We start from the raw sequence: 14,794 nt of genomic DNA, 5'->3' as shown, positions 1-14,794 counted from the left end.
AGCTCAGCGGCCGGCTCCGTCCCGCCAGGCTGCGTCCATGTGCCCGACCAGTTCACCGTGGGCGCAGGCGATCCAGCTGCGGTTTCCCTCCAGCAGCCAGCCGCCGGTGAAGGCCGAGAACGCGGGCAGGATGCTCTGGTGATGGTCGAGCGCCAACGCGGGGTACCTGCCGGGCAGGCCCGGAAGACGCACCACCGGATGCACGTGGCCGCAGATGACATGCTCACGGTCCGGGCCGCCGCCCTCGCCGGTGACTCCGTCGGCGACGCCAGGCGCATTGACCGGCATGTGGCGGAAGCGGAACGGCCCGTCGCGCACGTCGTCGGGCAGGTGCACCACCCCGGCAGCGTCGGGTACCAGGGCGCGATCGTGATTGCCGGCGATCACGCTGCAGGTACAGCCCGGATGCGCGGAAACGAAGGCGCGCCATGCAGCCTCCACCCGCGGCTGCCTCGCTCCGTGGAGGAAATCGCCCAATACCCAGAGTTCGCTGGCGCCGGTCGCCTGCAACAGCGCGCCCAGCCGCATCAGGTCATGCCCGGTGCCGCCGCTGGGCACCGGAATGCCCGCCGCACGCAGGATGCCGCCTTTACCCAGGTGCAGGTCGGCGATCAGCAGCCGGCAGCGAGCCGGCCAGTACAACGCACGGTCGGCGAACAGGCGCATCGCCTCTCCGGCGATGACCAGGTCGAGCGCACCACCAGTTGGCTCATCCATAGCGCTTCTCCAACTGCTCGGCGGCGCGGCGCACACGGGTGCGCCAATCCTCGGTGCTGAGCTGGCCGCGGGCCGATTCGGCCCACAGCGGGAACGCCAGCGGAGTAAGTCCGCGCGGGCGGCGCAGGTTGAGGCGGCGCCCCCTGCAACGCTCCAGCGCCTCGGCGAGGCGGCGGACCTCAAGCTGCGACTCCAACACTTCACGCTCGGCCTGGGCCAGCAGCACGTGGTCGGGATCATGGCGCTGCAGCACATCGAACAGCAGGCCGCTGGAGGCCTGCAGCTGGCGCAGCGACCGGACCGCGCGCCCCGGCAGCGAAGGCGGCAGCAGCCCGGCCACGCGGGCGATTTCGCGGAACTGGCGACGTGCCAGCTCGCCCAGGTTGAGGCTCGCACGCAGGTCTTCCAGCAGCCCCTCGCCGGCGAACATGCGGGCAAGCAGTTCCGGCTCCGGCCAGGCTTCCGCCTGGGCAGTGAGCACCAGGCCGTAGTCGTTGACCGCCCAGGAAAAGGTGTTCGGCGCTTCGCGTGCCCAGCGCAGGGCCAGCAGCGGCGCCAGGCCTTCGTGCACCGCACGCCCGGCGAACGGGAACACAAACAGGTGCCAGCCCTGGCGGGTCTTCACCGCTTCCACCAGCAGGGTTTCCGGCGTGGGCAAGGCGGAAATGCCGGCCTGCAGTTTCAGCAGCGGCGCCAGTGCCCGCATTTCCGGGTTGCGGGCGGGCTGGGCGAGGATCGCCTCCACCTCATGACCCAGCTCGCTTGAAAGCGGCATCCGCCCGCCTTGCCAGCGCGGCACGGTGCCCTCGCCCTTGCGGGCGATGCGCACGTACGCGGTCATGTCCTTGAGTTGAACCAGCTCCAGGGTGCGGCCAGCGAACTGGAAGCGGTCGCGCGGACGCAGGCGCGAGACGAAAGTTTCCTCCACCACGCCCAGGTACCCGCCCTTGAGGAACCGCACCTGCACCCCGCCGTCGCTGGTGATGGTGCCGATCGACAGCCGGTGGCGGAAGGCGACGCGGCGCTCGTGTACCCGATAGATGCCGTCCTCGTCACGCACCACCCGCCGGTAGTCGGGGTAGGACTCCAGCGCGTTGCCACCGCGCACGATGAAGTCCAGCACCGCTTGCCAAGCGGCATCAGGCAGAGCGGCAAAGGCGTGGGTGCCGCGCACTTCGGCCAGCAGGGCCTCCGGCCCGAAGCCGCCACCCAGGGCGAGGGTCACGCAGTGCTGGGCCAGCACATCCAGCGACAGGCGCGGCGGCGTGCGCGATTCGATCCGGCCTGCGGCAAGCGCTCGCCTCGCTGCGGCGTACTCCGCAAGCTCCAGCGCATGGGTGGGCACGCACACCACGTGCCCCGCCTCGCCCGGACGGTGCCGGGCCCGCCCGCCGCGCTGCAGCAGCCGCACCATGCCCTTGGGGCTGCCCACCTGCAGCACCTGGTCGACGGCCGGGAAATCAACGCCCAGGTCCAGGCTGGAAGTGGCCACCACGCAGCGCACGCTGCCATCGCGCAGCCCCTGTTCGGCGGCGGCACGCAGGCTGGCGTCGAGGGATCCGTGATGAAGCGCCAAGGTGGATGAATCATCCAGCCAGACCGACTGCAATGCGCGATGCCAGAGCTCGGCCTGCGAGCGCGTGTTGGTAAACAGCAGGCTGCTGCCGCTGCGCTGCAGCACCTCGGCGACGCGTTCGAGCTGCGACAGGCCGAGATGCCCGGCCCACGGAAAGCGTTCGTCGCTGCCGGGAAGCAGCGTTTCCAGGGTCATCTTCCTGCGCCGCGGCGCGGTGAGAATCGGCGCGTCCGGGCGGTGCGGCAGCAGCACGTCGCGCGCTTCCTCCAGGTTGCCGAGCGTGGCCGAAAGCCCCCAGATGCGCACGCCCGGCGCCAATGCCCGCAGGCGCGCCAGGCTCAGCTGCAGCAGCACGCCGCGCTTGTTGCCAAGCAGCTCGTGCCACTCGTCCACCACCACCCCGCGCACACCCGAAAAGATGCCACCGGCATCGGGATAGGACAGGGCAAGCGACAGCGACTCGGGCGTGGTCACCAGTACGTCGGCCAGGCCGCGCCGGGCCAGCCGCCGGTCGCGTGCCCCGGCATCGCCGGTGCGCATGGCCACGGTCCAGGGCACGCCCAGCGCTTCAATCGGTTCGCGCAGCGCGCGCGTGGTATCGGAAGCCAGCGCCCTCAGCGGGGTGATCCACAGCAGGCGCAGGCGCGGCGGCGCGTTTGCTGGAGTCCGCTTCGGGGCTGGCTTATCACCCAGGCGCAGCGCTTCCAGCAGCGGCCCGCCGGCCGCGGCCAGGGTCTTGCCGCTGCCGGTCGGCGTGACCAGCAGGCCGGACTCGCCGCGAAGATAGTGCTTCCACGCCTCGCGCTGGAATGGCGCCGGGCGCCACCCACGTTGCGAGAACCAGTCGAGCAACGGCCCGTATTTTCCGCCGCTCACCGCGCCAGTGCCTGCAGCGCTTCCAGACGGTCGGCCTCGTCGGCCTGCTTGTCCTCGCGCCAGCGCAGGATGCGCGGGAAGCGCACGGCGATGCCGGATTTGTGCCGTTTGGAAACGTTCACGCCCTCGAATCCCAGCTCGAACACGTGCACCTGCTGCACCGCGCGCACCGGCCCGAAACGCTCCAGGGTGTTCGCCCGGATCCAGCGATCCAGACGCAAGATCTCGGCGTCATCCAGGCCTGAGTAGGCCTTGGCCACCGGCACCAGCACATCGCCGTCCCACAGGCCGAAGGTGTAATCGGTGAACAGCGTGCTGCGCCGACCGCTGCCGGACTGAGCGTAGATCAGCACCGCGTCGATGGTGAGCGGATCCACCTTCCACTTCCACCAGTCACCGCGCTTCCTGCCGTGGCGGTAGGGCGAATCGATGCGTTTGAGCATCAGGCCTTCCACGCCCAGCTCGCGCGAACCTTCCCGCAGCTCGGCGGCACGTTCCCAGCTGGATGTCTCGACGACGGGCGAAAGGACGATGCGTGGAGTGTCTTCCCCGTCGGGTGCCAGTTGTGTGCCGACCAGTTCCGCCAGCATTGACCGCCGCTCTCGCAGTGGCCGCGCACGCAGGTCCTCGCCTTCCAGCTCCAGCAGGTCATAGGCCAATACGCGCGCGGGCGCTGCTGCCAGCGATTTCGGCCCCGGCTTCAACCGCTGGATACGGGTCTGCAGGGCGCTGAAGGGCATGGGCATGGCCTCGCCCGGCTGCCAGGCCAGCAGCTCCCCGTCGATCACGCAGTCGCGCGGCAGCAGCTCCGCCACCGCCTCGATCTCGGGAAAGCGCCCGTCCATCCGTTCCTCCCCGCGTGACCACAGCGCCACCTCGCCGCTGCGGCGGATCAGTTGCAGGCGGATTCCGTCCCACTTCCATTCCAGCAGCCAGTCCCCGACCGCCCCCAGTGCGTCCGGCGCGCCTTCCAGCGGCGAGGCGAGGAAAAACGGATACGGCAGCGCGGCGTCGCCCGCCTGTGCCTGCGGCGAAAGCAGGCCCTGCAGGAACGCCTCGCTGGGGGTCCAGCGCCCAAGCATGCGCTGGGCGATCAGCGCGATCTCCACACCGGACATTTCCGCCAGCGCCCGCTGCACCAGCCCCTGCGACACACCCACCCGCAGCGCGCCGGTGAGCAGCTTGTTGAAAACCAGCCGTTCGCGGAAGGCCAGGCTGCGCCAGGCATCCACCACCACCGTGCGGCGCACGTCAGGGTCGGCATTTGCCACCGGGGTCAGCCGCTGCTCGATCCAGTCCGCCAGACCCACATCGGCCATCGCGTCACCGGGAGGATCGTCCAGCAGCAGGGCCAGGGTTTCGGCCAGGTCGCCCACCTGGTGGTGGCAAGCTTCCACCAGCCAGTCCGGGGTGCCGGTTTCCTCGCCGATCCAGGCGCGAAGCTCCCCGGTGCCGGCGATTTTCTTGCGGGCGCCGCCCACCTTGCCGCCTGCCAGCAGCCACAGCGCCCAGGCGGCATCACGCGGCGGGGCGTCACGGAAGTAATCGATCAGCGCGCGCCGCTTGTCGGTGGTGCCGGTGCTGCGGTCAAGGCGTTCATAGAGGGCGGCGAAGCGGCGCATCAATCCTCCTCGCCGTACCCGGTGGCAAACGTGCCCGTGTCGATGCCGCGCTCGTTGAGCACGCGCACCAGCGCGTCGGTATCTCCGTGGGTGGCAATGACCCGGCGCGCCCCGGTTTCCTCCACCGTGCGCAGCAGCGCCGGCCAGTCGGCGTGGTCGGAAACCACAAAACCACGGTCATAGTTGCGCCGCCTGCGGTTGCCGCGGATGCGCATCCAGCCCGACGCAAAACCCTGCTGGGCCCGGCGGAAGCGCCGGATCCACGGACTGCCGGCCGCCGAGGGCGGTGCGATCACCAGCCGGCCGGCGAAGTCCGCGCCGCGGGCCTCATCGGCAACCCGCAGGGTATCGAGCATCTGCACCCCGGCCTCGCGGTACACCTGCACCCCGGCATCGATGGCGCCGTGCAGCCAGGCCGGACGGTCCGTGTGCGCGGCCAGTTCGGCCAGCACCCGCTGCGCCTTGCCCAGCGCGTAGGAATAGAGGATGGCGACCTCGCCGTTGGCCTCGCACTCCGCCCGCCAGGCCTCGATCTCCGCTGCCACCTCCGAAGCCGGCGGCCAGCGGTAGATCGGCAGTCCGAAGGTGGATTCGGTGATGAACACATCGCAGGGCACCACCTCGAACGGCAGGCAGGTGGGGTCGGGATCGCGCTTGTAGTCACCCGAGGCCACCCACACCTCGCCGCCGGCCTCGATCCGCACCTGGGTCGAGCCCAGCACGTGTCCGGCCGGATGGAACGACACCACTGCATCGCCGATGCGCAGCCGTTCACCGAGCGCGTGCACCCGGTAGTCCTGCTCGCCCAGCCGCCACTGCAGGATCGGCAGGCCCTGCTCCGCCACGTGGTACACGCCCATGCCACCGCGCGCATGATCGCCATGGCCGTGGGTAATCACGGCGCGGGGCACCGGCCGCCAGGGATCGATATGGAAGTCGCCAGGCGGGCAGTAAAGTCCTTCCGGCGTCAGTACCACCAGGTCGCCAACCGCCGCCACGCCCTTGCTCAGCGCAGGTCGACCTCGCCGACCTTGTCCTTGTAGTCCTTCTTGGGATCCATGCCGAGCAGCATCTTGACGCCGGCCAGCATGCTGCTGGCATCCGTCCACACCTCGGCATCCTCCGCATCCAGCCGCAGCAGGCGCAGCTTCGGATCATCCTTGCCTTCATACCAGGCGCCGACAAACGGGTTCCACAGCCGCTCCACCACAGCGCGGTCGGTATCCACGCGCAGGTTGCCGCGGATGCTGGCGAACAGCTCGTGGCCCTTTGAGGCGAAGCCGGCGATAGCCCGGCCGCCGCCCTGCCCCAGCTGCTGCACCAGCATGTTGTCGGCCGAGGTGAAGAACCAGATCGGAGAGCGGCGCTCCTCGCACTGGGCGGTCATCGGTCGGGCGTGGCCATCTTCCTGGCCGTCCAGCCCGAGCATGACGGTGCGGTCGCCCTCCAGGGCCTTCCAGAATTTTTCTTCAAGTTCGCGGGGATCGGTCATCGTTCGCTCCGGATGGGGGTCGGAGCCCGATGTAATCACCGCGCGGGTGACAGCCGCGTTGGCATCGCCGGCGCCCGGCTCACCTGGCGCGGACCGGCACCCGCTATCTGGTTTCGGTAACCTCTTCCATGCCGACGTTGCTCGAGGCGCGCTCGTAGGCCTCACGGTCCAGCAGCCCGGTCTCCTTGGCCACCAGCACCGGCACCAGCATCTGCCCGGTCACGTTGGTCATGGTGCGCATCATGTCCAGGATCCGGTCGATCGCCAGCAGGATGCCCAGCACCTCCAGCGGCAGCCCGGCGGCGCTGAGCACCACCGTGGCCATCACCACCGCCGTACCGGGTACACCGGCGGTGCCGAAGCTGCCCAGCACCGAGGCCAGCAGGATCACGATGTACTGGGCCGCGCTCAGCTCGATGCCGTAATACTGCGCGGCGAACACCGCCGCCATCGCCGGGAAGATCGCGCCGCAGCCGTCCATCTTGATGCTCGCGCCCAGCGGCACCGCGAACGCGGCGTAGTCCTTGTCCACCCCCAGGTTGTGGGTGACGCTGCGCAGCGCCACCGGCAGCGAGGCAAAGCTGGACGAACTGGCGAAGGCCACCTGCATGCCCGGCGCGGCACCGCGGAAGAATTTCACCGGATTCAGCCCGTGGGCCAGCAGCAGGCCGCCATAGACGAACACGATATGCAGCGCGCAGGCCACGTAGATCGCGATCACGAAGTTGCCCAGCGGCAACAGCTGTTCGAAGCCGTAGGTGCCCACCAGGGCGCCGATCAGACCGAAAGTGCCGATCGGGGTAACTTCCAGCACGAAGCGGGTGACCTGGATCATCGCTTCGCTGGCCTGGCCGACGATGTTGCGCAGCCCCTCGGTGCGGTCGCCCAGCTTGACCAGCGCAAAGCCGAGCAGTCCGGCGAAGAAGATCACCTGCAGGATCCGGCCCTCGGCCAGCGCCGCAAAGGGGTTGGTCGGCACGATATCCAGGACCACCTGCACCGGCGTGGGCACATCACGCGGCACGAAGTCCGAGGGCGGCAGCAGGTCCACGCCCTGGCCGGGATTGGCCACGTACGCGACCGCGAACGCCACGCCCACCGCCAGCACGGCGGTCGCCGCGAACCATCCGAAGGTGCGTCCGCCCAACTGGGCCATCCGCTGCTGCCCGTGCAGCGCCGAGACCGCATTGACCACGGCGAAGAACACCAGCGGCACGGCGATCATGCGGATCAGGTTGATGTACAGGGTGCCCAGCGGCTGCAACCAGGTCCCGGCGGCGGGGCCCATCAGCCAGCCCGCCAGGGCGCCCAGCACGAAGCCCGCAGCCACGCGCTGCCAGAAGGGAATTCGGAACCACCAGACCACCATGGGCCACCGTCGTCTATACAGGGAACAGGAGACCTTAACCCAGCGCGGCACCCCGGCGCGGTCGTTTTACTGCAACACAGCAGCGCACCAGCGACGGCATAATGGGTGTTCCACACTCCCCGTCCCCCGAGATCGATGCGCATTCCTGCCCTGTGTTGCCTTGCCACCCTGCTCGCCGCCTGCGCCACGCCCGTGCGTGATCAGGCTCCCCTCGCCGCCCCGGCCACCAACGTCGCCCCCATCGAGGTGCCGCGAATCGAACGGCCCGAGGGCGAAACCCCACAGTGGTGGTTCCAGAGCGGTGCAGCCGCGGCGGCGGAACGCGGCGCGATGGAAGGCAATGCCCGCAACGTGATCCTGTTTGTGGGCGACGGCATGAGCCTGACCACGGTGGCCGCCGCCCGCATCCTTGCCGGCCAGGGCGACGGCGGCGCCGGCGAGGAATACCGGCTGAGCTGGGAGGACTTCCCGCACACGGCGCTGGCGCGCACCTACAACACCGATATGCAGACCCCGGATTCGGCCGGCACCATGACCGCGATGGCCACCGGAGTGAAGACCCGCGCCGGGGTGATCAACGTCGACCAGACCCGCCCGCGCGGCGACTGCAGCGCCTACGCCGAGCGCGGCCTGCTCAGCGTGCTGGAGCTGGCCCAGAGCGCCGGCATGGCCACCGGCATCGTCACCACCACCCGCATCACCCACGCCACCCCGGCGGCGACCTTCGCCCGCTCTCCCGACCGCAACTGGGAAAACGACGCCCAGGTGCCGGCCGCGGCCCGCGAACTGGGCTGCACCGATATTGCCGCCCAGCTGCTGGAAAACCCCTTCGGCAACGGTCCGCAGGTGATCTTCGGCGGCGGTCGCCAGCACTTCCTGCCGCAGGACGCACAGGACCCGGAACGGGACCGCACCGGTCGCCGCACCGATGGCCGCAACCTGATTGCCGAGTGGCAGGAGCACAACCCCGGCGGGGCCTTCGTGTGGAACCGCGACCAGATGCAGGCCGCCAGCGGACAGGGCCCGATCCTTGGCCTGTTCGAATACGACCACCTGCATTTCGAAGCCGATCGCGCCGAGCAGGACCCGGACGAGCCCAGCCTGGCCGAACTGACCCGCGAGGCGATCAACCGCCTGCAGGGCACCGGCGAAGGCTACGTGCTGCTGGTGGAAGCCGGCCGCATCGACCACGCCCACCATTCCGGCAACGCCCACCGCGCCCTGGTCGACACCGTGGCCATGGCCGACGCCGTGCAGGTAGCCGCCGGGATGACCGACGAGGCCGACACCCTGGTCCTGGTGACCGCCGACCACGCCCATACCCTGACTTTCGCCGGCTACCCGGCGCGCGGCAACCCGATCCTGGGCAAGGTCAGTACCGATCCGGGCAGCGACGCGGGCTACACACCTGACGCCACCGGACTGCCCTATACCACCCTGGGCTACGCCAATGGTCCGGGGTATGTGGGTGCCAGCAGCGCCCAACCCGAGGGCCCCAAGGCCCATCCGCACTCCGGACCCGGCTACCAGCGCGCCAGCGGCCGGCCGGACCTGACCGCCGTGGACACCGCCCACCGCGACTACCTGCAGGAAGTGACCGTGCCACTGGCCAGCGAAACCCACGGCGGCGACGACGTCGGCGTCTGGGCACGCGGACCCGGTTCCCACGCCGTGCGCGGCAACGTGGAGCAGCACGTGCTGTTCCACTTCATGGTCCAGTCCAACCCGCGCCTGCGCCAGCGCCTGTGCGACGCGGGCCTGTGCAACGCCGACGGCGTGCCGGTGGAGCTGCCCCACCCCGCCAACTTCATGCCCTGACCCGTCGCCCCCGTAGGAGCGCGCCACGCGCGCGAAACCGCGTGAATCATGTCCCGGCTCGGGGCTTCGGTACCCGCACTGGATCCGGTGCCTCGACGCAAGGCTCGATGTCACGCGGCTTCGCGCGCGTGGCGCGCTCCTACAGGGGGGGGGGCGGCCCGGGTTGGCCATTGGTGCAACAGATCCGGCCGACCTCGACCGGTATGCTCCCTGCAGTCACAGAACAGCGGAGCACGCCCCATGAACCGACTCGACGGCAAGGTCTGCATCGTCACCGGCGCGGCCAGCGGCATCGGCAAGCGCATCGCTGAGGTGTATGCGGAAGCCGGCGGCCGCGTCGCCATCGCCGACCTCAAGCTTGAGGTCGCGGAAGCCGCGGCGCAGGCGATCCGCGACGAGGGCGGCCAGGCCATGGCCGTGGCCATGGACGTCACCGACGAGCAGCAGGTGGTCGACGGCGTGGCCAAGGTGGTCGCCGAATGGGGCCGGGTGGACGTGCTGGTCTCCAACGCCGGCATCCAGATCGTCAACAAGATCACCGACTTCAGCCTGGCCGACTGGAAGAAGATGCTGGCCATCCACCTGGACGGCGCCTTCCTCACCAGCCGCGAATGCCTGCGCGACATGGAAAAACGCGGCCAGGGCGGCGCGATCATCTACATGGGGTCGGTGCACTCGCACCTGGCTTCCCAGCTCAAGGCGCCCTACGTCACCGCCAAGCACGGCCTGCTGGGCCTGTGCCGCACGGTGGCCAAAGAGGCCGCCGCCTACGGCGTGCGCGCCAACGTCATCTGTCCCGGCTTCGTGCGCACCCCACTGGTGGACAGGCAGATTCCGGAACAGGCGAAAGAGTTCGGCATCAGCGAAGAAGCGGTGGTCAAGGACATCATGCTCAAGGACACCGTGGACGGCGAATTCACCACCGTCGATGACGTGGCCAACATGGCGCTGACCCTGGCGGCGTTCGAGACCAACGCGCTGACCGGCCAGAGCATCGTGGTCAGCCACGGCTGGTTCATGCAATGAACCCCCGTCTGGCAGAGATCTGCGAACGGGTCGAGCGCTACCCCACCGTGGCCCTGGTCCTGCAGGGTGGCGGCGCGCTGGGCGGCTACCAGTGCGGGGTCTATCAGGGCCTGCACGAGGCCGGGATCCGGCCGAACTGGTTCGCGGGGATCTCGATCGGCGCGATCAATGCGGCGATCCTGGCTGGCAACCCGGTGGATGAGCGGATCGATTCGCTGCGCGGGTTCTGGGAGCTGATTGCCGATCTGGCCGGCCCGCTGGCGCCGCTGGCCACTGCCGTCCGCGGCACCGTGGCCGCCTTCCCCGACGATGGCAACGTGCTGGCCTGGGCCCGCGACATGGGCGCGATGGGCGCGATGCTGCACGGGCAGCGCGGCTTCTTCGAGCCGCGCATGTTCTCACCGTTCCTGTTCGCCGACGGCAGCCCGCAGGCGACCAGCTTCTACGACACCGCCCCGCTGCGCGACACCCTGGAACGCTTCGTCGACTTCGACCGCATCAACGGCGACCGTAGCGTGCGGTTCACCGTCGGCGCCACCGGCATCACCAACGGCAACTTCCGCTATTTCGACAGCCAGCGCGACACCATCCGGGTCGAGCACATCCTGGCTTCCGGCGCCCTGCCGCCGGCGTTCCCGGCGGTGGAGATCGACGGCGAGTGGTACTGGGACGGCGGCATCGTGTCCAACACCCCGCTCGAATACGTCCTTGCCTGCCAGCCGCACGAGGACACCCTGGCCCTGCAGGTGGACCTGTTCAGCGCGCGCGGCGAGCGCCCGCGCTCCATGGCCGACGTGCTGGAACGGGTCAAGGACATCCGCTTCTCCAGCCGCACCCGCCACGGCACCCGCATGGTGGAACTGGAACAGCAGCTGCGCTCGGCCCTGAACGAGCTGATCGGGCACCTTCCGGACCGCAGGCTGCCGCCGCACCTGGCCGAGGCCTTCGCGCCCTACCTGGACGATCGGGTGTTCAACATCGTGCACCTGATCTACCAGACCAAGTCGCACGAACAGCAGCATAAGGATTACGCCTTCGGCCGCATCCCGCTGCGCGAGCACTGGGACACCGGCCTGCACGACATGGCCACGACCCTGCAGCATCCGGAATTCTTCGACCTGCCCAACCGCGACCTGGGCGTGGCCACCCACGACGTCCACCGTCTCACCAGCGCGCAGCGGTAGCCCGCCCGGCCGGCGCGGAATGCCGCGCCGCTGTTTCCGCTCCAGCCCCCTGCACGCTCACCAGCCGCCCCGGTACCTGGGCTCGAGGAGGTGCAGCACGCGCTGCAGGTCGCGCTCGGCCAGCTCGTGCTGGCGCCGCGCAAGTTCCAGGTCGCGCTCAGCGCGACGCAGGTCGCCCCGCAGCGCCTGCAGTTCTTCGCCCAGGTCCTTGCGCTCGTCGCTGCTGCCCGCCTTGCCCACGCGCTCGCGCATCCGGTCGATATCGCGGCGCAGCTTGCGGATCCGGTTGTCCTGCGTGCTGACCTCGGACCGGGCGCGCGAGCTGTGCTGGGAAGCGTCGTGGACGTGCCGGCCATCGGCATAACCGACCAGGAACCCCCCCTCGACCTCGTAGCTGCACACCCCCTGGTAGGTGCGGCCATTGCGACCGGCAACGAAGCCGCCGTAGGGCGTGCAGTATTCGACCAACCCGCGCTCGCGCGCATCGAAGTAGGCCTGCGCATCCACCCCGACCCCGTGCGCCGCACAGGCCGCCTCGTGGTTACCCAGCCGCGATGGCGGATGCCCGGCCGCCCCATCCTCGTACCCGACCCGCATCCAGTTGCCCGTCAGGCACTCGCCCTGCGTCATGGAGGCGCAGCCCGAGAGCAACAGCGTCGAAACGACAGCAAGCACCGACAAACGCATGGGCACCACCCTGAAAAGGACATGCGGCCCCGTCCCGGGCACCGCGAACGACTCAATGCACGTCATCCGGCGCCGGTGGAGGACATCACGGCAGGCACCGTCCAGGCCGGCCGACGGTTGTTCAGTCGCGGAAGTTCTCGAACTGCAGCGGCAGCTCGAATTCCTCGCCGCGCAGCAGCGCAATGGCCGCCTGCAGGTCATCGCGCTTCTTGCCGTTGACCCGCAGCTTGTCGCCGTTGATCTGGCTGTCCACCTTCAGCTTGGCGGTCTTCATGCTGGCCTGGATCTTCTTGGCCAGCTCGCGGCCGATGCCCTGTTTGACGCTGACCTTCTGCCGGGCGCGGGCCAGGTTGGTCTCCACCTCGTCAAACTCCAGGCAGCGCACATCGATGCCCCGGGCGGCCAGCCGCGCACGCAGGATGTCGGACATCTGCTGGAGCTGGAAATCACTGGGCGCCGACTGGGTGATCACCTCGCCCTCGAGTTCGAACGTGGCATCCACGTTCTTGAAGTCGAACCGGTTGGACAGCTCGCGATTGGCCTGGTCCACGGCGTTGGTCAGCTCGTGGGAATCCACTTCGGACACGATATCGAAGGAAGGCATGGCAATACTCTGTGGAGGGATCAACCTGAAAGGTTAGCCGATCAGGTTGCCGGGATGCCGGCCGGAGCTCCATGCGAGGGGTAAGGAGGCCTCCGGATCCGCGGCCCTGCGGGACCTTCAGGCGGACGCTTCTTCGCTTGCAGGCTCAAGCGCGACCGGAACGGCAACGGTGGTCGCCGCGGCGCCCGGCAGCGCCGCGGCAGCCTTGTCCTTGAGCTGGCGGAACTTGCCAGACATCTTCTCCAGCTTGGCGCTCCACTCCGGGTCCGGCACCTGGTTGGTGGTGGTCTTGAAATACACCTGCATCAGCGCAGTCATGGCGAAGGGATCAACCAGCGCCGCTTTCAACCCCCATGCGACCACGGCCGCCAGCACGAACGTCCAGAACCCTGCCATGCCCGGGAACAGCGCAACCAGCGCCGCCACCGGCGCAAACACCACGACGAAAATGGCCAGCGTCAGGCCCCACACGATGAACGTCACGATCACCGCGTTCTTCAGCATGGTCTTGTAGTTCTGCGCATACAGCACCAGCGCGTCGCGGCTGGAGGCCCAGGGATTGTCCGATGCAGTACGCACGTTATGGGCCAGGATGACCTCGTCAACGTAGGTCAGCGAGGTGCTGATGACCGCGTTGGCCAGCTTCACCACCGGCTCCAGCCCCGGGATGGGCAACAGACTGGCGGCGCGCATGGTCACGCGGTTGAACACGCGCAGGATGCCAACAATAAGCCGGTCAACGGCGAACAGCACCGAGCTTTCCACGAAGCGTTCCTTCACCACGGTGCGGGCGTAATCGATCTGCCCGCGACCGCCCGGAATCTCCTTGCCATCCAGCAGCTGCGCCAGCACTGCCACGTGCCCGGCCTTGACCATGTAGAGAAGGTACTCGCGGGCCCAGAACAGCACACCGCTGGTCAGCGCAAAGCCGGCCATGCCGCCCCACAGCGCGCCAGTCGCCCCGGTGCTGGCGGCGCTGCCGAACAGCCAGCCCGCCCCGACCCCGATACCGGTGACAACGATGTACGCCAGGGTGATCGCCATGTAGACCAGCAACCGCAGCACAAGAAACGGCAAAGTGCGCAGCAGCAGGCTGATAACGCGTCCAATATTGAAGTCCATCGATTTTCCTCGCCGAAACCGTCGGCCCAATGCCACTGATGCGCGGCATGCCGGCCCGTGGGCGGCATCCGCAATGGATGTCACCCCATACACGCCAGCGCAGGGAAAATCAGGACAGCCGCGGAGTACGGCGCCGGCCGTTTCCTAGAACGGCTTGGCCAGTACCAGCCAGATGATGGCCAGCAGCAGGAACACCGGGATCTCGTTGAACAGGCGCAGCTTGCCGCTTGTGGACAGTCCGCCGCCAACGTTTGCACGCTTCAGCCAGCGCCCGGCCACGATGTAGTGCGCAAGCATCAGCGCCACCAGCAGCAGCTTGGCGTGCAGCCAGCCGCCCACGACGCCGAATCCCATCCACAGCACCAGCCCCAGCACCACCGCCAGCCCGAACATGATGTGCCCGAAGCGGTACAGCCGCTGACCCATCAGCACCAGACGCGCACGCACCTCGGCCGACTCGCCGGCCTCGGCCAGGTTCACCAGGATGCGCGGCAGATAGAACACCGCGGCCATCCAGGCCATGACGAACAGCAGGTGGAAAGTCTTGGTCCACAGATACATTTCGGTACTCCCTGAATCCATCCCACAGGATCGCACAACCCGGCACTTGGGTAGGAGCGGGGGGGGGGGGGGGGGGGGGGGGGGGGGGGGGGGGGGGGGGGGGGGGGGGGGGGGGGGGGGGGGGGGGGGGGGGGGGGGGG

General features: G+C 68.9%; 13 protein-coding genes. 3 read left to right on the top strand and 10 right to left on the bottom strand.

Features of this window, described 5'->3' with window-relative positions; translation table 11 throughout:
* Positions 1-3: 3 nt before the first annotated feature.
* From pdeM to ACW7G3_RS12705, 6 genes are all read right to left on the bottom strand, one after another.
* Positions 4-717 carry a ligase-associated DNA damage response endonuclease PdeM gene (pdeM, locus tag ACW7G3_RS12730; RefSeq protein WP_456983177.1) on the bottom strand — a complete coding sequence of 238 codons (714 nt, stop codon included), beginning with the start codon at positions 715-717 and terminating at the stop codon, positions 4-6.
* Positions 710-3,169 carry a ligase-associated DNA damage response DEXH box helicase gene (locus tag ACW7G3_RS12725; RefSeq protein ID WP_456983175.1) on the bottom strand — a complete coding sequence of 820 codons (2,460 nt, stop codon included), beginning with the start codon at positions 3,167-3,169 and terminating at the stop codon, positions 710-712. The genes pdeM and ACW7G3_RS12725 overlap by 8 nt, the downstream gene beginning before the upstream one ends.
* Positions 3,166-4,791: an ATP-dependent DNA ligase gene (locus tag ACW7G3_RS12720; protein WP_456983173.1), complete on the bottom strand. Its 1,626-nt coding sequence runs from the start codon at positions 4,789-4,791 to the stop codon at positions 3,166-3,168. Before ACW7G3_RS12720 ends, ACW7G3_RS12725 begins: the two co-directional genes overlap by 4 nt.
* A complete protein-coding gene (locus ACW7G3_RS12715; protein WP_456983171.1) occupies positions 4,791-5,789 on the bottom strand; it encodes a ligase-associated DNA damage response exonuclease in 999 nt (332 codons plus the stop codon). The genes ACW7G3_RS12720 and ACW7G3_RS12715 overlap by 1 nt, the downstream gene beginning before the upstream one ends.
* An 8-nt stretch (positions 5,790-5,797) precedes the next feature.
* Positions 5,798-6,283 (bottom strand): pyridoxamine 5'-phosphate oxidase family protein, encoded by a 486-nt coding sequence (locus tag ACW7G3_RS12710; protein ID WP_456983169.1) that lies wholly within the window; start codon positions 6,281-6,283, stop codon positions 5,798-5,800.
* 103 nt (positions 6,284-6,386) lie between these two features.
* Positions 6,387-7,652: a dicarboxylate/amino acid:cation symporter gene (locus ACW7G3_RS12705; RefSeq protein WP_456976176.1), complete on the bottom strand. Its 1,266-nt coding sequence runs from the start codon at positions 7,650-7,652 to the stop codon at positions 6,387-6,389.
* Positions 7,653-7,787: 135 nt separating this feature from the next.
* On the opposite strand from ACW7G3_RS12705, the gene ACW7G3_RS12700 reads away from it, so the two are divergent.
* The 3 genes from ACW7G3_RS12700 to ACW7G3_RS12690 all read left to right on the top strand — a co-directional run bounded on the left by ACW7G3_RS12700 (position 7,788) and on the right by ACW7G3_RS12690 (position 11,680).
* Entirely contained in the window at positions 7,788-9,470 is a 1,683-nt protein-coding gene (locus ACW7G3_RS12700) for an alkaline phosphatase (RefSeq protein WP_456983167.1), read from the top strand.
* A 240-nt stretch (positions 9,471-9,710) separates the two neighbouring features.
* The gene (locus ACW7G3_RS12695; protein ID WP_456983165.1) at positions 9,711-10,496 is read left to right on the top strand and encodes a 3-hydroxybutyrate dehydrogenase; all 786 of its coding nucleotides are present in this window, start codon (positions 9,711-9,713) and stop codon (positions 10,494-10,496) included.
* Positions 10,493-11,680 carry a patatin-like phospholipase family protein gene (locus ACW7G3_RS12690; protein WP_456983164.1) on the top strand — a complete coding sequence of 396 codons (1,188 nt, stop codon included), beginning with the start codon at positions 10,493-10,495 and terminating at the stop codon, positions 11,678-11,680. Before ACW7G3_RS12695 ends, ACW7G3_RS12690 begins: the two co-directional genes overlap by 4 nt.
* Before the next feature lie 57 nt (positions 11,681-11,737).
* Here ACW7G3_RS12690 and ACW7G3_RS12685 read toward each other — a convergent pair whose 3' ends face one another.
* From ACW7G3_RS12685 to ACW7G3_RS12670, 4 genes are all read right to left on the bottom strand, one after another.
* On the bottom strand, positions 11,738-12,367 hold the full coding sequence (locus ACW7G3_RS12685; protein WP_456983163.1) for a DUF2799 domain-containing protein: 630 nt from the start codon (positions 12,365-12,367) through the stop codon (positions 11,738-11,740).
* 121 nt (positions 12,368-12,488) lie between these two features.
* A complete protein-coding gene (locus ACW7G3_RS12680) occupies positions 12,489-12,971 on the bottom strand; it encodes a YajQ family cyclic di-GMP-binding protein (RefSeq protein WP_456976188.1) in 483 nt (160 codons plus the stop codon).
* 117 nt (positions 12,972-13,088) lie between these two features.
* Entirely contained in the window at positions 13,089-14,093 is a 1,005-nt protein-coding gene (locus ACW7G3_RS12675; RefSeq protein WP_456983161.1) for a hypothetical protein, read from the bottom strand.
* A 144-nt stretch (positions 14,094-14,237) separates the two neighbouring features.
* Positions 14,238-14,654, bottom strand: coding sequence for a CopD family protein (locus tag ACW7G3_RS12670; protein WP_456983159.1), 417 nt, complete (start codon positions 14,652-14,654; stop codon positions 14,238-14,240).
* Positions 14,655-14,794: the final 140 nt, after the last annotated feature.

The organism is Luteimonas sp. A478 (assembly GCF_054052025.1).
The sequence above is the reverse complement of the archived record's forward strand: the minus strand, read 5'-3'. Positions and strand labels throughout refer to the sequence as shown.

Bases quoted from the DNA above. Each gene is read 5' to 3' on its own strand.
- pdeM (WP_456983177.1), bottom strand. From the start codon at position 717: ATGGATGAGCCAACTGGTGGTGCGCTCGACCTGGTCATCGCCGGAGAG.
- ACW7G3_RS12720 (WP_456983173.1), bottom strand. From the start codon at position 4,791: ATGCGCCGCTTCGCCGCCCTCTATGAACGCCTTGACCGCAGCACCGGC.
- ACW7G3_RS12710 (WP_456983169.1), bottom strand. From the start codon at position 6,283: ATGACCGATCCCCGCGAACTTGAAGAAAAATTCTGGAAGGCCCTGGAG.
- ACW7G3_RS12705 (WP_456976176.1), bottom strand. From the start codon at position 7,652: ATGGTGGTCTGGTGGTTCCGAATTCCCTTCTGGCAGCGCGTGGCTGCG.
- ACW7G3_RS12700 (WP_456983167.1), top strand. From the start codon at position 7,788: ATGCGCATTCCTGCCCTGTGTTGCCTTGCCACCCTGCTCGCCGCCTGC.
- ACW7G3_RS12695 (WP_456983165.1), top strand. From the start codon at position 9,711: ATGAACCGACTCGACGGCAAGGTCTGCATCGTCACCGGCGCGGCCAGC.
- ACW7G3_RS12690 (WP_456983164.1), top strand. From the start codon at position 10,493: ATGAACCCCCGTCTGGCAGAGATCTGCGAACGGGTCGAGCGCTACCCC.
- ACW7G3_RS12685 (WP_456983163.1), bottom strand. From the start codon at position 12,367: ATGCGTTTGTCGGTGCTTGCTGTCGTTTCGACGCTGTTGCTCTCGGGC.
- ACW7G3_RS12680 (WP_456976188.1), bottom strand. From the start codon at position 12,971: ATGCCTTCCTTCGATATCGTGTCCGAAGTGGATTCCCACGAGCTGACC.
- ACW7G3_RS12675 (WP_456983161.1), bottom strand. From the start codon at position 14,093: ATGGACTTCAATATTGGACGCGTTATCAGCCTGCTGCTGCGCACTTTG.
- ACW7G3_RS12670 (WP_456983159.1), bottom strand. From the start codon at position 14,654: ATGTATCTGTGGACCAAGACTTTCCACCTGCTGTTCGTCATGGCCTGG.